Raw genomic sequence first — 20593 nt, 5'->3', positions numbered from 1 at the left:
AGAGCGCTCTTATTTACCCCAAAAGGCGGAATTTCAATGTCCTAACGGACTGGAGAGATCTTATTTACCCGAAAACAGCCTGAAAACTGCGTTTAAATACTAAATAAGGGCTATGGGGTCCGTTAATGTTCCACAAATGATGATTTCGCCTAAATAGCGGCATTACAGTCCGTTAGGATGACCCCTTGCACCGTCTGGGCTAATCGCTACATCTCTTTGCCGCCGGTAAAAGCAATACCCTTAATAATCTGCTTTTGAAAAATAAGGAACACAACCAGCACCGGAATGGCGGCAAGGGCGTTCGCTGTCATCGGCAGGGCATACTGCTGCACATACGAGCTCTGGAACATGGGCAGTCCGAGCGTTATCGTCATATACGCTTTGTCTGAGATGGAAATGAGCGGCCACACAAAATCGTTCCAGGCGCCGATAAACGTGAAGATGCCAAGGGCGGCGAGAGCCGGCCTGGACAGAGGCAGAAAAATGCTGTACCAGATTTTGAAAAAGCCGGCACCGTCCATACGTGCAGCCTCCTCCAGATCCTTTGGCAATCCGTCAAAAAACTGCTTCAGAATAAAAATCCCCATCGGGCCCGCAACGGCCGGCAGCACGAGCGATGTGCGCGTTCCCAGCAGCCCGAAATCACGCATGAGCAAATAAAGGGGAATGAGCGTCGCTTCCGCTGGAATCATCATGCCGGACAGAAACAGTAAGAACAGCAGCTTGCTGCCCGGAAAGCGGATGCGTGAAAAGGCATAAGCAGCCATGGAAGAGAACAACAGCACCAGTACCGTCGTGACAGTGGAGACAATGATGCTGTTCCCCATCCAGCCGAAAATGGGGGCAAGACTCAGCACTTTTTTATAATTATCCAATGTAAAATGCAACGCTCCGCCCCCGAAAACATTCTGTCCCTCAGGCATAAACGACAGCAGCAGCATCCACACGATCGGCACCAAAAACAGGACGGCCAGCAGCAGGGCAAGCACACGGATAAAAACATAATACAACCGGTCCATCGTCATTACTCCTCTCTCCTTCCTAGCGGTCCAATCTGCGCAGCAGCAGAGTCTGCAGCAGTGAAATGACCAGAATCACGATCATCAGTACAAAGGCAATGGCTGAGGCATAACCCATCTCAAACGTCTGAAAGCCGTTCTCGTAAATGGAAAACACCACCGTTTTGGTCGCTCCAGCCGGTCCGCCGCCTGTGATGAGCTTCGATTGACCGAAAATTTTGAAGGAAGCGATCGTCTGCAGCACAATGACCAACACGATGACCTTGGACAAGGACGGAAATGTAATGTACTGGAATGTCTGCCAGCGGGAGGCTCCTTCGATCTGACTCGCTTCATAATAGGAGGAGGGGATATCCTGCAGTCCCGCGAGAAAGAGGACAAACACAAAACCGACGGTCCACCAAAGGGTAGCCAAAATAATGGACACCCACGCAAGCTGCGGATCTGAAATCCAGTAAATATCCGCGCTGATTATGCGTAACCCCTTAAGCACCTGATTCAGCAAACCGCTGTAGGGCTGCAGAAAAATGACCCAGATGCTGGAGATGACGGATACGGACAGCACATACGGCATGAATACCGATATCCGCAGAAACGATTGCCCCCTTCTGACCTGATGAACAAGCACAGCCGCCAGCAGCCCCGCTCCGCTGATCAGCGGCACACTGATGACTGTAAACAGGACCGTATTCAGGAGATTGCTGCGGAACTCCTCGTCCCTTAACAGATTGGTGTAATTCTCAAGTCCGATAAAGGTTTTATCTCCCAACAAGGACCAGTCATAGAAGCTGATGCGCAAGCCGAACAAAATGGGAAACAGCGAAAATACCAAAAAAAACAGTGTATAAGGAAGTACCATCAGAAGTCCTGCCGCCCAACCTTGCCTTTCAAGCGATTTTACACGCATGATGTCTTATTCTCCTTTCCGGTAGGTCTGCATAAAGAGGAGAAGAAGCCGGATCCTTGTCGGTTCCGGATCCGGCCTTCATCGTCACTTGCCCGTTGTTTTGTTGATGACTTCGTCCGCTTTTTGCAAGGTGGTGGCAGGGTCCTGCTGACCCATCATCATTTTTTCAAATTCCTTGACGACATTGTCGTTCACCTGGCCCTGCTTTTCGTGGCGTGGCCAGTATTTAACGAAATCGGCGGATTCCGCATAGTCGCTGCGGTAGTCCATCGCTTTAAAGGCCTCGGAGTCCAGCACCTTCGTTACGCTCGGAATATGACCCGCCTTGGCCCACATTTCTCCGTTCTGGGCGAGCCAGTTGGCAAATACAAGCGCTGCCTTCTGCTTCGCCGGATCTTCCTTGCTGTGCTTCGGCAGTGCCAGCGTATGCGAATCGCCCCATGTCGCAGGCTGGTCATAAATTTGCGGCATCGGCACGACCCCGAAATCAAGTCCGTCAATATTTTCGAAAGAGCCTGTGCTCCAGACACCGGTGATCAATACGGCCGCTTTTTGATCCTGGAACATTTTTACCGCATCGTTGATGTTGGGCGGAATCAGCTTGGAGGAATAGAGGCTGTTGACATATTCCAGTGCCTGCAGCGCCTGCGGATTGTTCAATTCCGCTTTGCCATTCGCATCATAGAACTTACCTCCGTCTGTCAGCTGGTTGTAGAAGCCCCAGAACATCCAGTAGGAGTCAATGCGCACATTCGGCTGGGCCAGAGGTGCAACATCTGCCGGAACAGCATCTTTAATAGCAGTCAGGAATTTGGTGAAGCCCTCTGGCGATGGCTCATATACCGGCTTGCCGTCCTTCAGCACACCGGCTTCCTCGAGATATTTCTTGTTGTAATACATGACAATGGCATGTGTATCCAGCGGGATGGAATAATGCTTGCCGTCATAAATGGTGGATTCCAGAATGGTCGGATTGAAATCATCCCAATTGACGCCTGCTTCCGACGCAAGACCGTCGAGTTCGGTCATATAACCGGAAGGCACGTACTGCGGCATTCTGGAGGAGTGCAGGACAGCCACATCCGGCCCCTGGTCGGAAGCGAGCGCGGTCTGCAGCTTGGTGTAGTAATCCTCCGAGCGGTTGCTCAGCTGTTCGACCTTGATGTCGGTGCTTTCCGCATTGAACTTCTCGATCATCGCGGTCATAAACTCGCCGTCACCGCCGCTGAATGGCGTCCAGAAGGTGATTTTGGTTTTTTCTCCGCCGCTGCCTTCGCCAGCGCCTTCAGGCGCGGTGCTGCTCTCTGCAGCACAGGCAGATAAGATCAGCATAAAAGACAGAAGAAGCGCGGACAGTTTGATGATTTTTGTCTTTCTCATCAGTAGACCTCCTTGTTGGTTGCGTTTACATGTATAGCTTAAAGGAAGGAGGACCACACGCCCATGACGCTTCTTTTGAACCTGTAGACATATATTTAGGCCATGTTTTTATTCTGCATCTCTTCACGGTACTGCTTGGGCGTGCGCCCGGTCTCCGTCTTGAATACACGATTGAAGTGGCGGAGATTCGCAAATCCGGTTCTTTCGGCAATAAGAACGATCTTCTCGCCGGTATGTGCCAGTCTGTGGCAGGCCTCGCGGATGCGTCTGCGGGTCAGTACTTCCACAAATGAGCGGCCGAGCCGGGCCTTGAACAAGCTGCTCAAGTATGAGGCATTCAAATAGACCATGTCGGCCATCATGCTGAGCGTAACAGGCTCGGCGTAATGGGCTTCGATGTACGCCACTACCTTGTCAACGGCGTGTGTGACATGGTCTCTCCCCTGCTCGTGCAGAATGGCGGACAGGGAAAGCACCATCTGCTCGCAATAACCGGTGAGCTCTGTACGCGAAGTGATGGATAACGCTTCTTCCAGCACTTTGATCATATCCCGGTTGCCCAGCCATTCCTGCACAACGCCACGGTTAACGGCCATTTCATAGCATTGAAGAAGAGTCTTGCAAATATGCTGCCGCAGCACCGCAGCATTGCCCTCCGCAATCATCAGCTCTGGAATATCCCAATTCTTCGCGGACTGGACTGCTGATGGATTCGCTGCGGCTTCTCCATACGCCAGCACACGGTTGCCCCCGTCCGTCAGACGGGAGAGCAGGGCTAGCTCCGCCTGCACCGATTCCTTATCCGTTTCACGCCGGCTTTGCCGCCACTCACCCAGCATCCGTTCCAGGGTCTGATACAGCTCATCCTTGTTGATCGGCTTCAGCAGATAATCCCGTACTCCTGTCCGGATGGAAGTCTGTACATATTTGAAATCATTATAACCGCTAAGCACAATACACTTCGTATCCGGGGCTTTCTCAGCGAGAGCGGACTGCAGCTCCAATCCGTCCATCCGCGGCATGCGGATGTCGGTAATGACCAGGTCGGGCCGCAGCCGCTGCACCTGTTCCAAGGCCTCAAGCCCGTCACGGGCTTCCCCCACCACTTCCCAGTCCAGATCAAAACCATTGACCAGATGGGCAATTCCTTTGCGGAAGATGGATTCGTCATCGACAATCATCATGGTTGGCATATGTTATTCCCCTCTCGGTAACTTGTTTTCTGTCGCTCCGGACGGGAGGTTCACCTTTACCTTCATCCCCTCGCCCGGTGAACTCTCCAGTTGGAGCCCGTATCCGGCTCCATAACGGAGCACCAGACGACGGTGGACATTCACGAGACCGTGCCCTCCTGGGGACCCGGGAATGATTCCTTCCTCCATGTTGCTCATCTGCAGCTCGAGCTGTTCCCTGGCCATTCCCGGCCCGTTGTCGGTGATTTCAATACAGATGCTTGTGCCGAGCTTGCGGCCGTTCACCTCAATATGCACATCACCACGCCCCTTTTCCAGTCCGTGAATAATGGAATTTTCCACAATAGGTTGTAAGGTAAGGCGAACGATCCTCGCATCCAGCAGCTCAGGCTCCACATTCAGCTGGTACATAAGCCTGTCTTCGAAGCGAATTTGCTGGATTTCCAGATATCCTTGAATATGCTCAAGCTCCTGCTGCAGCCGGACCTCGCTGTTGCCGCCATTCATGCTGTAGCGCAGCAATGCGCTCAAATGATTCGTCATCTGCACCACCTCCCGGTTATCCTGCAGCTCCGCGTGCAGACTGATAGATCCGAGCGTATTGTACAGAAAATGCGGGTTGATCTGGCTCTGCAGGGCGGCAATCTCGGCATTTTTCTCTCTGATTTCCGTTTCATACAGCCTGTAGGTTAACGTCTCAAGTCTGGATACCATCACATTGAAGGTGCGGCTGAGATGACCGACCTCATCCCCGGACACGACTGGAATGGCCGCATCAAACTCTCCACGCTCCACCTTTTTCATTGAACTGCTCAGCAGGCGCAAAGGGCGTGTGATCCGCAATGATATCCATACCGATACAACGGCTCCCAGCATGAGACAGAACAGACCAAGCCCTATCGTCTTGTTTTTCATAACCATCGTATCTTTGAGCAGTACGGACAGCGGAACAGCCTGGATCACGGTCCAGTCCGTCACCGGCGACGTATAATAGGTCAGCAGATCGGCATCAACCCCCTTTCCTATCGTCAGGGTGCCCTCTCCATGATAGTTGCTTGCTTCCCCCTCATTTCTGGCCGAGGCCGAAGAACCGCTGTAATATACGTCCTGTCCGGTCTGGTCAACGATCCATAACAGCTTGCTTCCTTGCTGTGACAAACCCGCGATGCGCTGAGTCAGGGACGCAAGGGGCACATCAATCACGAAATAGCCCAGAATTCCTCCGCTTTCCAGACTGGAAATTCTTCGGACCACCGAAAACACCTCATAGGTCGCTCCAGAGTAAGAATGGAGGGGGTGCGGGCCTCTGAAATAGGCTTTCCCGCTCTGTGCCGCAAGAAGGAACATCTCCTTGTCATCGTAATCCGTAATAAACCGGCCGGGGCTGTCCTCCATTTCCCTGTACGAAGGGCCGCGATAGCTGTACAAGGTGATGCCTGCCACGTCTACACGGCCGTTCGCCATCGTTTTGCGCATGAAGCCACTGACCCTCTGCTTCTCCTCATAGCTTAGCACCTGTCCGCCTTCTCTTCGCTGCTCGAGATAGGCCATAATCTCGGAAGACTGATAGGGCGTCGCCGATAACAGGTTCAACTCGTTCATATATACATCAATGTTGGCTGTAAGGCCCTGCACCACATCCGCCTGGTATTTGCCGACATTTCGCTGCATGGATTGTGAAAAGTCCTTATAACCCATGATGGAGGCAATCGTCAAAGCCAATGTGATCAAAAGGACGTTGACGACGATCAGCTTGGCGGCAAGTCTTTTGCCTATCAGCCGCCGCATCCACGCTCTTTTTTTCATCTCATTCACCCAGGATGCTGTCGATCAGCGGCTCAAGACGTTTTAGCATGTCATCTGCAGTCTGTTGGCCATGCCAAATCTTCTCCAGCTCGGAAACCAGCGCATCGTTGATTTCCCCCTGCTTCGGATGGCTTGGGAAAAACCGCACATCCTCTTCCGCACCGGCATAATCCGAACGGTAGGGCAGCACCTTAAAAGCCGCGGAATTCAGCGCGTTCCGCTCAGCCGGAATGTGGCCCGCCTGTGCCCACACCTGCCCCTGATCGGACAACCATTCCGCAAAACAGACGGCAGCCTCCATCTTGGCCGGATCTGTATCACTGTGGAATGGAAAGGCCAAGGTATGGGCGTCCCCCCAGGTACCGGGTCTGTCATAGATTTGCGGCAGGGGCATGACGCCAAAATCCAGGTCATCCAGCTTCTCGAATGAGCCTATGGACCATGTGCCTGACCATAATACGGCTGCTTTGCCGCTGATAAAGCGGCTGCCCGCATCGGAAATATCCGGCGGAATCAGCTGGCTTTCATACAGGGAAGCTACAAAATGCAAGGATTGGGCCGCAGCTGCCATGTTCACCCGGGCTTTATGTTCGTCCGCACTATATAAACCGCCGCCGCCGTCCATCTGCGAATACAGCGACCACCATAACCAAAGTGAATCAATCCGCACATCGGGCACGGCAAGCGGAGCAACATCCGGCGGAATATGGTCTCGCAGAGCAGTCAGAAATTGCATGAACCCATCTTCTCCCGGGTCCATCATCACTTTTCCATCTTGCAGCAGCCCGGCTGCTGCAAGCCATTTTTTGTTGTAGTATAAAACGGTAAAGTGGGTATCAAGAGGTATGGCATAATGGCGTTCCCCGACCGCCGTCCGCTCCACGATATCCGGATTATATTGCTCCCACGGGATATGAGCCCCGGCATCCGTTACGTCGATGGGCGTCAGAAATCCTGCCGGCACGTATTGTGCAAATTTGGAGGCATGCACCACGGCGACGTCGGGCCCCTCCTCGGTGACGATGGCCGTGGACAGCTTGATATAATAGTCATCTGATTTGTTATTTTTCATCACGACCTTAATTCCGTCTTTATTTTCCTTGTTGTAGCGCTGGACGAGTTCATTCATATAAGAGCTGTCCCCGCCGCTGAACGGTGTCCAAAACTCGATAGTAACAGGACTAACAGACTTCTTTTCCCCATCTGTCTTCTCAACCGGAGTGTTCGCGCATCCTGCAGCTAATCCTGCACAGATTGACGCTATTAAAAAAGCTGCGATTTTTACAACGACCATCCGATAGAATTGCATGCGCTTACATTCCTTTCCGGCATTACTTTTTTCCTTGGCTCACATTTAATGTACTCTCTCTTCTTTCTTCTGTAAACGGATGCCGCTGCCATCCCCGTCACATCCAAAAAAATGTCCCACAGCTTCAAAAAATATGACCTTTTTATAAAAATCCATTTAGGATAGCTTTATTTTGTAAACGCTTCATATTCCAAGTAAGGAGTGAATGCCATGCGTAAACAGAAATCAAAATGGACCGTAGGATTGCTGCTGATGCTGCTATTAAGTTGGGGGCTGGCTGGAAATGCGGGTGCGGCATCCATCCAGCAGGATTTTTACAACGTGGTGATTCAGGACGGGGCCGACCCATGGGCGTACAAGCATACGGACGGGTACTACTACTTTACCAAAACGACCGGCAACAACGTCACGATCTGGAAATCACGCACATTATCCGGGCTGGATGCGGGTGAATCCGTAAGCGTTGAAACAGGAGGGAAAAATATTTGGGCTCCGGAAATTCATTACCTGAACGGTGCCTGGTATATCTACTACGCCAAGGATGACGGGGACAACGCCAACCACCGCATGTATGTCCTGGAGAACAAGTCCCAGAACCCGCTGCAGGGAACCTGGCAAGACCGGGGACAAGTAAAGGACAACACCAATAAATGGGCGATTGACGGCACAGTCCTGCAGGTGGGCAACCAGCTTTATTTCATTTGGTCGGGCTGGGAAGGTGATGAAAATGTCAGTCAAAAGCTGTATATTGCGCGGATGAGCAATCCGTGGACGATCGTCTCCGACCGTGTGGAAATTTCAACTCCGGAGTATGCGTGGGAGACCAATCATAACCCCCATGTCAATGAAGGGCCGCAGGTGGTGATTCGCGGCAATGTCATCAACCTGATTTATTCCGCAAGCGGCAGCTGGACCAATGATTACTGTCTTGGCCTGATCACGGCAGATATCAATGCCGATCTGCTGCAAAGCTCTTCCTGGCATAAACGCAGCGAACCTATATTCAAATCAGCGAATGGAATCTACGGGCCCGGCCACGCCTCCTTTACAACCTCTCCGGACGGCACCGAGGACTGGATCGTGTATCATAACGCGAAAAATAACCAGTCAGGCTGGAACCGGGAAATCCGCATGCAGCCATTTACATGGAATGCCGACAATACGCCGAATTTGGGCAGCCCGCTGGCTCCGAACAGCAAAATCCCCGTTCCTTCCGGAGAGCCTGAGCGCATCCGGATTGAAGGAGAAGAAGGACAGTTTGGCGGCGTGGCTTACGCATCGGGGAGTCCGAACGGCTCGGGCGGTATGAAGGCAGGCCATATTGATACGGCAGACAGCTTTGTGGAATACAGCATCGACATTGCTTCCGCTGGAGAGTATATTTTATCCGCCCGCACGGCAAATGGAACGACGGATCTTGCCTGGTCCACCCTGATGATCAGTGTGAACGGAGCGGAGCCCGCTCCCTTCTATATTACCAACAAAGGCTGGGAAAACTGGGGTCTCTCCACCAAACGTGTCCACCTGCAGGCAGGAGTAAACATAGTCCGATTTACAAAAGGCAATGGATACGGGGAGATTGATCTGATCGATGTGTTTCCCGCCAACTGACATCCTCCATCAATGACATAATTAGGGGTTGCCTTAAAAGGTCTATTGACCTGGGCTCCCCCTTTGGTATGCTCTGAAGCTTTGCACGATTATCCCGCTTGATCAGGTATAGAAAAACAGAAAACAAGTCAAACATCCTATTTGAACTGCCTCGTTTTTTCTTTAAGCCCTGCCCTCTGAACAAAAGGGATAATCGTGCAAAGCTGTATGGAGAGGCAACAGATACATTTACAGTGCTTCACTGCCTAATGTAAAAATGCTGTTAATAGACCCTGGTATTATTTTTTGAATTTCTCAAGCCCGTTTGTTCTTACGGATTAACAGAGTAAAGAAAAGCAAAAGCGGCAGGGCGATTTGAAATATCGGCCAAATTTTTTCCAGAGCAACATGCAGGCCGATCCAAAGAAACCCCGTAAATGTTGGCGACAGAAAAGTCAACAAATATATGGCTGCACCGACAACGATGACCCATACTTTGTACTTGATTAAAGTAATTCTGGACATTCCTATAACAGCACCTATAAAAAAGGCTGAAGATTTGATCCCTATTCCCAGAAATAAAATCATGACAAACAGCGGATCAGCTCTTTCAATAATCTTCTCCACCTTGGTCAGTTGGGTAACTTCAAATAACGGATAGACCGTGTTTGAGGCAAGATCGGGACCTAAAACGAGGATGCATAATTGATTGACCCCAGTCAAAAAGATGGCAGTCAGCCAGTAGGTAAACATGACGCTTCTGTTCAGTTTCCTGGGTTGGGAAACCCATTTAAAAAAAACCAGAAATAACACGGTTTGCCCAAACGGAAACGAAATAATTTCCGGAATTGCGGCCTCCCACACCGGCTTCAAACCATTTTCCAGAACGGGGAGCATAAATTGCAGGTGAGCAAGTCCTGTGAATGAAATGATGAAGAGCAGCATGACATAACCGAGCACGATCAAATAAAAAAGGACCGTAACCGCCAGAAACCACGCTCTGGGACCTAGGTGAATACTATCGGCCATGACCAACAGGGCTAACAAAGTTACAAAGGCTTCAGGGGTTTGATTCAGCAATGTCAAGGTAGCCAAATCACCAATATCGCGCAAATTGCGGGAAGCTTCATATGTAAAATAGAAAACAAAAGCAAGGGCGACGACACTGCCAAGCCATTTCCCCATATATTTCTTGCACAATTCAAACAAATCGTTTTGGGAATCCAGGCGAACGATCCCCAAGTACAACAAAAGCAATAGGAAACCACCGGCAGCTCCTATAAGCATAGCTAACCATGCATCCTGTTTTGCTTTAGCTCCGAGCAAAAATAGTGTAGTGCTGCCAATCTCAAATGCCGCCAATGTAAACGCAAGTTGGGACAATCCTGTTGTCGCTTTTTTCATTCTGTTTGACTCCTCCGAAGAACTATTTTTGCAGCAATCCCGGAAGGCGTATTAATGCTTCAACTTGCACCTCAATGTCCATTTTTCTGAATTCAGCTGGCCAATTGTGCTTCATGCTTTTCCAATTCTCCGGGAATTTTCTGTGTATGATATCACCAAAGCCTACTGCATCTACACCAAGCTTCTGAGTTCCTTTCCAGCCCTCCTCAATGATTTTTTCAATCTCTTTTTCAATTTGTTCTTCCAGCTTTTCAATTTCTTCAGGTTTAGACAGGTCCTTTTTACAACCGCTTTCGACCAAACTCCCGTCCACCTTGACCTTGACCTGCATCGTGTAATGGTACCCGGTATATCTTGGGATCAATTTAGTATGTGAACGGTTGATCCTCAACGTAGATAGCTGTGTTTTCTTATGTTCATCCTCACATGGAAAAGATATTTCCGTACTTTGTATTTTGTCGGTGATCCACGAAAGCCCCTGACTTTCCTTACGATTAAGAAAGCCGATAAAACGCCCTTCTTGAAACACCGCCAGTTTAGACAATGCAACTTTCAACGCTGTCGAAGTTTTCTTGGCTGCATCCAGCGACTCCAGCTCCTTTTGATTTTTTTCGCTCTTTTCACCTATTAGAGCAGCTACGGGCATACCGACTCCTTTGCCATCCGAATGCAAACTGAGTGAAAAATCATACACAGAGGTGGAGGGGAAGATCGAGACCCGTTTGTTCTCATTATTGATAAGCTCGGCATAAGCAGCCCCTGCCAGCTTTTCCGGTGGAGCAAGCTTTTTTAATATTTCTGAAGCACGCCCCTCTGTGAACAGCATCAGAACCGTTTCCCTTGCTTCGCTGTTTCGGTAATAATAATCAATGAGTTGATTCAGTCCCTTCTCTGCCGCTTTTTTTCCGATGAAGATGACCCGGTTGTGCGCAACATAAATACGGCGCGAAGTCTCCAGGTTGCTTATATTTAATCCCTGATGTATCGTTTTTGCTCTTACCGTATGCACATGTGAAGCCGCCTGAGCAGCATTTCCCATGCCACCGCCTGTACCACTCGCCATGGCAGAGGGGACGATGAATTGATAAGAGATCTCCCATTGGCCGTCCCGGTAGTCTAACCCGGTAGCTACAGTAACCCACAGTTCATTCAGTTCTATGCGGTTCCAGCAGCCGGACAAAAGCATGATGATTACAAGCGTAGTTACAAATTTGACTGTTCGCATAGGTATTACTCCTTATTCCAAAGGGTCACGCTTATGCTCCATCGCTTGCTGTGCGTAGGGTTTGGATTTGACGGGTTGCCGGTGCCTGTTGTTATCCCCAATGAGCTTGGGACGTGTTTTCATTAACCACCACGGTGCACGAATCACCAGGTCTTTCAAATTCGTTTTATTGATCGGGGTAATGGTCATAAAATAAGGAACCCCAAACGATTGAGCGGAGACAATGCGGAATAAGATAGGCACAAAGCCGACCAGAATTCCATACATTCCAAAACTTCCCGCCAGGATCATAAGCACAAACCGGAGGAGTCTCACTACGCCCGCCATCGTAATGGAAGGTATTACAAAATTAGAAATGGCTGTGAAAGATACAACGATAACCATAGCCGCTGACACGAGCCCTGCTTGAACAGCAGCTTGACCAAGCACCAGCGCTCCAACAATAGAAATGGCAGGACCGATGGCCCGTGGCATGCGAATACCCGCTTCACGTATGACCTCGAATGTCAACTCCATAATCAGAGCCTCCAATAACGCCGGGAGAGGGATGTTTTCTCGTTGGGCAGCCAATGAAATGAGCAGCGTGGTAGGCAGCATCTCCTGCTGAAAAGTGGTGGTGGCGATATATAGAGCGGGCAGAAATAATGAGACTGCAAATGAAGCAAGCCGTATGATTCGCAAAAATGAGGATAGATCATATCGCTCATAGTAGTCTTCACTTGAAGTAAAGAATCTGAAGAATGTCGCAGGTGCCAGCAGTACAAAGGGAGTTCCATCCACAAATATAGCCACAACCCCTTCAAGCAATCCTCCGGCTACGGAATCCGGCCGTTCTGTATTGTAGATCGTCGGAAAACAGCCTATGCCCCCATCCTGGATAAATTCCTCGATATAACCGCTTTCCAAAACACTGTCAATCTCAATAGAATTCAGCCGTTTCATGATTTCTGCTACCACTTCCGGATCAGCAATTCCCTGAATGTAGGATACGTAAACTTTCGTTTGCGTATACTTGCCGATCCGGAGTGACTCAATACACAAATCAGGTGATTTTATTCTCCGGCGCAGCAGTGCGATATTGGTGGCGATGTCCTCCGTAAAACCTTCTTTTGGTCCCCGGATCACCGTCTGGGAAGTAGGCTCTTCAATGGCCCGTTTGGCCCCGCCGGAAATGGCCACAGCGAAAACCCGGTTTGAACCGTTAACAATAATAATGGTTTCTCCATCCAGAATAGAGCTGATCATACCGTCTTCTGAATAGATGGATTTCAAGCTTCCTACTGGCAGCTGAGTGCCTAACCATGCTTCTATATGAACTGAAGGCACACCTTCGCTTACTTGAAGTGCCAGAGCTTCCATGAGCTTTGTCAACAATTGCTGATCAACAAGACCAGCGATATAGCTGACGGCAATGCTAGGTGAAGATGACAAAGGAGCGCTCAATTCCCGAATGATAAAGTCTGTGCTCTTCCCCATCTTTTGCTGCAAAACCAAAACAGTCTGCTCAAGTGAAGAAGTTAATTCTTTGGAGTGGCGGCTGTTTTGATTTTCACAGGAATTCCGCATCTGATTGTTGTGAGTTTGATCTGTCACAAAATCACGACTCCTTTTCCTTCAATTCTAGATAACAAGTAAGTTGCTTCCTTTGTGCCACTTTTATACATGTTCAAGAATACCATTTCTGTACCGGTACAGATGGAACAAAAATCAATGGTTTTTAGTACGAGTTCAGTTTAATATGATCACGAGCAGGATAGAATAGCATCCGGACAAAGAGCATGATGAAAAGGGGGAACACCAGATGTTAAAACCGGAAGAAACCCAAGCCTATTTAAAAAGACTTGGCATCACTGAAATAGAGCCGCCTACTCTCTCTTACCTGTGTAAATTGCAGCAAGCGCATGTGGAAAATATCACCTGGCAAACGATCGATATCGTATCCGGCAACCCGGCACCGATTGATCTTCATTCTTCCATACAACTCATGATCAATGATAGAAGCGGCTACTGCTTTCATCTGAACGGGGCTTTTGGCGAGCTTCTTCGGGCCCTTGGCTATCAGGTTTCCTGGCATAGAGCAGGCGTGCAGCCGCACGGCCAGGAGCCGAGAATCAATGGCTTCCATCTTGGTCTGACAGTAGCCTTATTAAATGAACGGCAGGATGAGGAAATCTGGATTGCAGACGTGGGACTTGGGGATATGCCATATGGACCGCTTCCTATTCGCGCCGGTTCTTATACACAGGGCCCTTTTCAATACCAGGTCACCCCTTCCGCCATTGACCCCAATGGGTGGAGAATGGTCCACGACCCTTTAGGTTCATCTGTCGGTGTGGATTACGAACGGGAAAGCCTGCAAACGATCGAGGAGTTTATACCAAACCACGAAATCTACAGCTTGTCTCCGGACTCCCCCTGGATTAATTTATTTCTCGTTCGCAGCAGGCACGCTGAAGGGAGCAATGAACTGAGAGGATGCATTTGGAAAAAGAGGGAAGGGGACCATATCGAGAAAACAGAAATTTTAACGAAATCGATGTGGCTTGAGGTATTGGGAGATATATTCCATGAGAAGCTGGTGAATTATGGCCCAATAGAAAGGGATGAATTGTGGAAACGGGTGTGGCACTTGCATGAGCAGTGGAAAAAAGCTCAGGAAGAGGCTGTCCAATAAGGTTCACTGCACCGAGGTACTTCTTTCGAAACCTACAATGCCTCGAAAGAGCCATGAAGCTGTTCTCCTGTGACAGCATCACGCAGGCGCTTCATATCGGCGATTGGCGGCAGGCCGAACATCTTGGCATACTCACGGCTGAAGTGGGACGGGCTGTCATAGCCTACCTGAAAAGCGGCTTCCGCCGCATCGGCAGTTTCAGCTAACAGCAAACGCCGCGCTTCCTGCAATCTGATTCTTTTCTGATATTGCAGAGGGCTCATCGCTGTAACTTCTTTAAAGTGTCTATGCAACGACGAAGGGCTCATATTAGCCAGCTCGGCCAGCTCCTCGATCCGCAGCGGCTGAGCATAATTCTCCTTGATTTGCTCGATAACATTCTTGACCCGGTAAGCGCTGCTTCCCTCCACCGCAATCTGCTTCAGCATGACCCCCTGTTGTCCTTTCAAAATCCTGTACAGGATTTCACGGGTGTACATCGGCGCTAAAGCTTTAATATCCTCAGGTGTTTCCAGTAACCGGACCAGTCTTATAACCGCATCCAGCAGAGAAGAGCTGGTTTCGCTGATAAACAGCCCGCGCCTGGAATCCCCTGGTTGAACCGCGCGAAGCTCGGCTTCCTCCAGAAGCTCTACAATTTGAGCAGGTTTAAAATTAAGCCTGAAGCACAAATACGGCACCTCGGATGAAGCTTCAATAACCTGCCCCGATACCGGCAAATCGACGGAAACCACAAGATAATCCGCAGGTCCGTATTGATATCTCTCCTCTGCCAGCATGACCTCTTTTTTTCCCTGGGCGATGATGCATAAAGCAGGTTCGTGAACGATGTAGATCGGCTCGGTGACCTTCGAACCGCGTATGCAGTATAAGGACGGTATGTCCGTTGCGTGAGCCCCTTCCCCTTGTGAGAACCGGTCAATAAGCTCCGCGAGCTCTTTTTGTTTTTGTATAAGGTTTGTTGTTTCCGCCACGTTTTCCCCACCCTCCATCTCAGAACACTTGCTACAGTAATTATAACCTTTTCATTCGGTTTCGTTTAGTTGCTTGAGAGGAATGAGCAATCTTTTGCCATGAATCTTCTATCGGTCATTTTCTCATATGCTCCATAATATCCATAACGGCTGTAAATGACAACATATCACAAAGGAGAAGATCGCTTATGAAGATCCACGCCGAGAACAATATGAACTCCGAGAACAACAACCCGTATGTAGGGATGTGGGTAACGGCAGACGGATATATTCGCCATGAGCTTTTGCCGAACGGACGATATGACGAGGCGCGCGGCAACCGAAAAAGTGCTTACACAGGCAGTTATACAATTACGGGCAACCATATCGATTATGTCGATGATACAGGCTTTACCGCTGACGGAGAGTTTCGAGACGGAATTCTCTATCATGCCGGTATGATTTTGTATCGGGAAAACAAGCGAGATTGAGAATATATGGATAGAAGCAGCAGCGATCTGTTGACTAAGGTTTAGTCAGTAGTCGCTGCTGCCTTTTCGGCTATCCGATTCAGTTCAACGGCAGCTGTACTGTAAAGACCGCTCCTGCTCCCGGCCTGCTATTCACAGAGATCGTGCCCCGGTGCATCTCAATAATTTTATGTGCAATGGAAAGTCCCAAGCCGCTGCCTCCCGCCGTTCGTATCCGTGATTTGTCCGCTTTATAAAAGCGTTCGAAAATGCGCTGCTGATCCAACTCATCGATGCCTGGCCCCGTATCGGCGATGCGGACTACGGCCTCCTCGCCATTATGCGAAAGGGAAACCGAGATCCTTCCACTATCCGGCGTAAATTTGATGGCATTGTGAAGCAGATTCATCCACACCTGGCTCATCTGATCCTCGTCCGCGTTGACCTCGACCTCATCCGCCTCCACGGTCATCTCGATGTTTTTGGCCTCCCATTGCGGCTCGCAGGCGAGAATAAGCGATATTAATTGCTTATCCAGCCGATAAGGAGATGGGTGAAACGGGTGCCGCTCTGAATCCAGAACCGCCAGCTTCATCAGATTCTCGCTTAGCTTGGACAGTCGTGTACACTCCGTCTCGATGATCGTCAAATACCGATCCCGCTGCTCACGATCCAGATGGTCATCCTTGAGCGCCTTGGCAAATCCGATGATCGAGGTCAGCGGCGAGCCGATTTCATGAGATACGTTAGAAATGAATTCCTCCCGCAGCTCTTCCATGGCTTTCAGGTTTGCCGCCATATCATTAATGCTGTTCGCCAGTTGAGCATACGGATGCGGCCTTCCCTGTCTCTCCTTCCTGTCGCCAAAGCCCCAATCCAGATTCACGTGGAAGTCGCCTTGCGAAATGCGTTTTAACGCATCGATCATTTCCATAAAAACGTGTTGATTTCTATCCTTGGATAACCGTACTACAATCACGCCAATGATAAAGAAGAAGACAAAACCAAGAGTTGTATTAATAAAAAAATCGATCAGTCCATGGGGAGCCCACGCTATTCGCGCATAGATCGCCTTCGTAATATAGAATGCGGTGCCCCAGCTAAAATATAGTGCGCATAACAACATCACCGTACGCCCAAGGACATCAAGAAACCCCGGTTCCCGCCTCATTGCTGCACCTCAAGCCGGTAGCCCAATCCCCGGATCGTGCTGATCCGGAAGGAGTGGCTTGCCTCCGGGAACCGTTCCCGGAGGCGTTTGATGTGCACATCAACCGTTCTTTCGTCGCCTTCATAATCATAACCCCATATCTGCTCGATCAGCTGCTCGCGGGTGAAGGTCTTGCCAGGATAGCTGGCCAGCTTGAAAAGCAGCTCGAATTCCTTGCGCGGCAGCGTAATCTCCTGCTCGCCAGCCCGACACTCGAATGTATCGCTGCGCAGCACAAGGTCTGCGATCGTCACTGATTGGGAAGACATAATACGATAGCGTTTCAATAAAGCCTTCACGCGGGCGACGAGCACCAAGGGATCAAACGGCTTGACAAGATAGTCATCCGTTCCGAGCGCGAAACCTTTCACGATCTGTGACGTCTCGCTCTTGGCCGTAAGCATAAGCAGCGGCAGATCTGTCCGCTCGCGCAGCTCGCGGCACAGCTCCCAGCCGTCCATGCCCGGCATCATAATATCAAGCACAACCAGATCAACCTTGATTTCGTCAAGAATGCGCAGTGCATCCAGACCATCTACGGCCTCCGATACATTGAGGCCTTCCAGTCTCAAAAAATGTCCGACCAATTCACGAATGTGCGGATCATCATCGACGACCAATATCCGTGTCATTCCAATCCCCCTCTAAGCTGCCCTGTCAATGGTTCCTTCACCATCAATCCAAAATAGTCAAAATCCTAAGCTTTACGCATATAAGCACGCACCGTAAGCGGGGCGAAGACCGCCACAATGACGGCGGCACCAAGCAGAGAAATGGCCAGGTCCCCGCCAATCGTTCCCGTATTCGCCAATTGCCGAACGGCATTGACTAAATGCGAAATCGGGTTGATGTTCACAAACCACTGCAGCCAGCCAGGCATCGTGTCCACAGGCACAAAAGCGTTGGAGGCAAAGGTGAGCGGGAAAAGAACAATCATCGATATGCCCGATACACTTGAAGCCGTGCGTGCAATCACACCAAAAAAGGCAAAGATCCAGCTAATAGCCCAGGCGCATGCGATGACCAGGATCGCCGCAATGACGATACTGCCCAGTCCTCCCTCTGGCCGATATCCCATAATATACCCCATCGCAAAGGTAAGTACAGTCGCTATGGTATAGCGGACGCTGTCAGCCAGCAGAGCTCCGGCCAAAGGGGCAATGCGCGCGATCGGCAACGACTTAAAACGGTCAAACACGCCCTTGTCCATATCCTCACGCAGCTGGACGCCTGTTACGACGGAAGACGAGATCACGGTCTGTACGAGAACACCGGGAATAATGACCGGCAAATAATTCAATACATCTCCTGAGATAGCGCCACCGCCAGGCCAATCCCTGCCGTGCGCAGCTCGATAAGCAGGTCTGCCACCCGGTCGGCATTGGCCATCGGAGAAATAATCTTTCCTGCCTCGGCCGACACGTTGGACTTGACTGTAAGCACCTGTTCCACGATACCTACTGCCTTTTCCGTGTCCTGCTGATTTTGCACTCTAAGCTGCAAAGTGGATGCCCCCACAGCCGATTTTAGTTCATCGACCGTGCCTTCGGCCACCACCCGGCCATGATCGATAACCGCGATGCGGTCTGCCAGCTGATCCGCCTCATCCAGGTACTGGGTTGTCAGCAGTACGGTAGACCCTGTCTTGACCAGGCGGCGAATGGTGTCCCACATCTGTGCCCGCGTGCGCGGGTCCAGTCCTGTTGTCGGCTCATCCAGGAAAATGAGCGGCGGCCTTGCAATGAGACTTGCGGCCAAATCAAGTCGGCGGCGCATGCCGCCGGAGAAATGCTTCAAGGGCCGTTTGGCCGCTTCGGTCAAACCGAATTCCTCCAGCAGCTCAGCCGCCTTTTGCCGGGCTTCGGCGCGCCCCAGCCCGAGCAACCGCGAAAAGATGATCAGATTTTCAGTAGCGCTGAGCGACTCGTCAACCGACGCGTACTGGCCAGTCACCCCGATCAATTGGCGCACCATCTGCGGTTCTTTTGCTACATCATGCCCGAATATACGCGCTTCTCCCCCATCGGGTCGCAATAACGTTGACAGCATGCGGATGGTGGTCGTCTTGCCTGCTCCGTTAGGGCCAAGCACACCATAAATCGAACCCGCACGCACCTTCAAATCGACACCATCCACCGCTCGCTTATCGCCAAATGTTTTAACGAGTCCCCGTGCTTCAATTGCCCAGTCTTCGTGTTCCACTCTCATTTCCTCCCTACAACGATTTATATAGAGAGGGTAACTGACAATTATGAACTGAATATGAACAAACGCAGAAAAGGCTTATCGGTTTTGCCGATAAGCCTTTCTTACTCGTTCAATCTGCTCAAGGGGGATGGTATCCTGCCGCGTTCTGTGTATTTATTTGGCTGAAAGCTCGCTTTCCGTCACCCATTGGTGATTGGTTACCCTTTGTCCATCGGTCGTTGAAATATAATCCACCATGTACACTGTCGTCGGCTCGGCGGATTCGATGGTAGCGGCTGCGCCCTTCATGCCTTCCATATGATCGGCCGTAATGGTAACTTCCGCACCCGGCTCATAAGCTTCAGCTTGAGCATTCTCAATCTCTTCATGAATGATCCATTTATGATCAGTGACTCTCTCCCCGCCTGTGGTCGGTGTATAAGAGACAGTATAGGCTATTGTATCATATGCTCCGACGATGGTGGCTTTCGCACCGTTCATGCCTGGCATATGGTCCGCGTGAATCACAGCCTGGCTTCCCACTGGAAAGCGCGGGTTTTGTGCTTCTTTGAGCCCTGCCGGAACTTCACCGCTGCCGGAGTGGTTCATCTCGGAGTGATCCATTTTCATGCCGGATTGATTCGTTTCTCCCTGCTGAGAAGATGTATTTGCTGCGTTGCTGCCCGAGGCATTGTCGGCCGCACTGTTCCCGCATGCGCTTAATCCAAGCATTGCCGTAGCAAGCAGGATAGTTATATAACTTTTCTTATTCATGTACATTCAACTTCACTCCTTGTTTAAGTTTTTTTCCGTTTGATTAAATTTTAACCAAAACCAGTGAAGAATTTGTGAAGATACAAATTTTATTGGAGGGCACTCTATGGGGCAAATTGAGGCGAAATCACTCACGATGAAGAACGGAGAAACTTTTACAGTCCGCAGCGGCTGATGGCGCGCTTGTTAAAATCTCAACTTTCGCAGCATGAAATCGGCAAACAGGCCTTGATTTAACTGGGCAAAACGGAGATCCACTGCTGGAGTTGACGCTGAATCAAAGCAGACCGCTTTTTGCTAGCTTTCTTGCAAGAAGGGGATTCTCCCCCCTCAGAGTCTAGTAGCCCGAGTGAGATTGGTGTCTATTGGGTGGTGTCTATTGGGTGTGGTGCCTGGTGTGTGGTGTCTGGTGCCCGGTGCTTGGTGCTTGGTGCTTGGTGCCTCTCCATACAGCCTTGCACCATTATCCCTTTTGATCAGAATGCGGGGGTG

At 50.3% G+C, this 20593-nt stretch carries 17 protein-coding genes and 1 pseudogene; 3 read left to right on the top strand and 15 right to left on the bottom strand.

Going from position 1 to position 20593, the window contains the following annotated elements:
• Positions 1-206: 206 nt before the first annotated feature.
• From ACE41H_RS04545 to ACE41H_RS04520, 6 genes are all read right to left on the bottom strand, one after another.
• The gene (locus tag ACE41H_RS04545) at positions 207-1019 is read right to left on the bottom strand and encodes a carbohydrate ABC transporter permease (RefSeq protein ID WP_375353625.1); all 813 of its coding nucleotides are present in this window, start codon (positions 1017-1019) and stop codon (positions 207-209) included.
• A gap of 22 nt (positions 1020-1041) precedes the next feature.
• Positions 1042-1926: a carbohydrate ABC transporter permease gene (locus ACE41H_RS04540; RefSeq protein WP_375353624.1), complete on the bottom strand. Its 885-nt coding sequence runs from the start codon at positions 1924-1926 to the stop codon at positions 1042-1044.
• An 84-nt stretch (positions 1927-2010) separates the two neighbouring features.
• Entirely contained in the window at positions 2011-3306 is a 1296-nt protein-coding gene (locus ACE41H_RS04535) for an ABC transporter substrate-binding protein (RefSeq protein ID WP_375353623.1), read from the bottom strand.
• Between the two features lie 95 nt (positions 3307-3401).
• Entirely contained in the window at positions 3402-4499 is a 1098-nt protein-coding gene (locus tag ACE41H_RS04530) for a response regulator transcription factor (protein WP_375353622.1), read from the bottom strand.
• A 3-nt stretch (positions 4500-4502) separates the two neighbouring features.
• Complete coding sequence (locus ACE41H_RS04525; RefSeq protein WP_375353621.1) at positions 4503-6305, bottom strand: cache domain-containing sensor histidine kinase; 1803 nt, start codon at positions 6303-6305, stop codon at positions 4503-4505.
• Between the two features lies 1 nt (position 6306).
• Positions 6307-7614, bottom strand: a complete 1308-nt coding sequence (locus tag ACE41H_RS04520; protein ID WP_375353620.1) for an extracellular solute-binding protein — start codon at positions 7612-7614, stop codon at positions 6307-6309.
• A gap of 210 nt (positions 7615-7824) precedes the next feature.
• Here ACE41H_RS04520 and ACE41H_RS04515 point away from each other — a divergent pair, with 210 nt between their 5' ends.
• Complete coding sequence (locus ACE41H_RS04515; protein WP_375353619.1) at positions 7825-9225, top strand: family 43 glycosylhydrolase; 1401 nt, start codon at positions 7825-7827, stop codon at positions 9223-9225.
• A 294-nt stretch (positions 9226-9519) separates the two neighbouring features.
• Here the strand turns inward: ACE41H_RS04515 and ACE41H_RS04510 are convergent, their stop codons facing one another.
• Genes ACE41H_RS04510 through ACE41H_RS04500 form a run of 3 tightly spaced genes read right to left on the bottom strand, consistent with a single transcriptional unit; the run spans position 9520 to position 13399 of the window.
• On the bottom strand, positions 9520-10608 hold the full coding sequence (locus ACE41H_RS04510; RefSeq protein ID WP_375353618.1) for a GerAB/ArcD/ProY family transporter: 1089 nt from the start codon (positions 10606-10608) through the stop codon (positions 9520-9522).
• Positions 10609-10630: 22 nt separating this feature from the next.
• Complete coding sequence (locus ACE41H_RS04505) at positions 10631-11833, bottom strand: Ger(x)C family spore germination protein (RefSeq protein WP_375353617.1); 1203 nt, start codon at positions 11831-11833, stop codon at positions 10631-10633.
• Between the two features lie 12 nt (positions 11834-11845).
• On the bottom strand, positions 11846-13399 hold the full coding sequence (locus ACE41H_RS04500) for a spore germination protein (protein WP_375354015.1): 1554 nt from the start codon (positions 13397-13399) through the stop codon (positions 11846-11848).
• A 235-nt stretch (positions 13400-13634) separates the two neighbouring features.
• Here ACE41H_RS04500 and ACE41H_RS04495 point away from each other — a divergent pair, with 235 nt between their 5' ends.
• Positions 13635-14507, top strand: coding sequence for an arylamine N-acetyltransferase family protein (locus ACE41H_RS04495; RefSeq protein WP_375353616.1), 873 nt, complete (start codon positions 13635-13637; stop codon positions 14505-14507).
• 32 nt (positions 14508-14539) lie between these two features.
• On the opposite strand, the gene ACE41H_RS04490 is transcribed toward ACE41H_RS04495, so the two are convergent.
• Positions 14540-15499 (bottom strand): AraC family transcriptional regulator, encoded by a 960-nt coding sequence (locus ACE41H_RS04490; protein ID WP_375353615.1) that lies wholly within the window; start codon positions 15497-15499, stop codon positions 14540-14542.
• Positions 15500-15669: 170 nt separating this feature from the next.
• On the opposite strand from ACE41H_RS04490, the gene ACE41H_RS04485 reads away from it, so the two are divergent.
• A complete protein-coding gene (locus ACE41H_RS04485) occupies positions 15670-15951 on the top strand; it encodes an Atu4866 domain-containing protein (RefSeq protein WP_375353614.1) in 282 nt (93 codons plus the stop codon).
• A gap of 79 nt (positions 15952-16030) precedes the next feature.
• On the opposite strand, the gene ACE41H_RS04480 is transcribed toward ACE41H_RS04485, so the two are convergent.
• The 5 genes and pseudogenes from ACE41H_RS04480 to ACE41H_RS04460 form a co-directional block, all read right to left on the bottom strand.
• Positions 16031-17101, bottom strand: a complete 1071-nt coding sequence (locus ACE41H_RS04480) for a sensor histidine kinase (RefSeq protein ID WP_375353613.1) — start codon at positions 17099-17101, stop codon at positions 16031-16033.
• Positions 17098-17772, bottom strand: coding sequence for a response regulator transcription factor (locus ACE41H_RS04475; protein ID WP_375353612.1), 675 nt, complete (start codon positions 17770-17772; stop codon positions 17098-17100). Before ACE41H_RS04475 ends, ACE41H_RS04480 begins: the two co-directional genes overlap by 4 nt.
• Positions 17773-17837: 65 nt before the next feature.
• Positions 17838-18464, bottom strand: a pseudogene (locus ACE41H_RS04470) (ABC transporter permease); the annotation flags it as partial.
• Positions 18437-19348, bottom strand: coding sequence for an ATP-binding cassette domain-containing protein (locus tag ACE41H_RS04465; RefSeq protein ID WP_375353611.1), 912 nt, complete (start codon positions 19346-19348; stop codon positions 18437-18439). The pseudogene ACE41H_RS04470 and the gene ACE41H_RS04465, both read right to left, overlap by 28 nt.
• Positions 19349-19501: 153 nt before the next feature.
• A complete protein-coding gene (locus tag ACE41H_RS04460) occupies positions 19502-20107 on the bottom strand; it encodes a YdhK family protein (RefSeq protein ID WP_375353610.1) in 606 nt (201 codons plus the stop codon).
• Positions 20108-20593 lie beyond the last annotated feature (486 nt).

Source organism: Paenibacillus enshidis (assembly GCF_042136365.1).
Taxonomy (GTDB): Bacteria; Bacillota; Bacilli; order Paenibacillales; family Paenibacillaceae; genus Paenibacillus; species Paenibacillus enshidis.
Note: the sequence above shows the minus strand (reverse complement) of the source record. Positions and strands in the feature narration are given on the sequence as shown.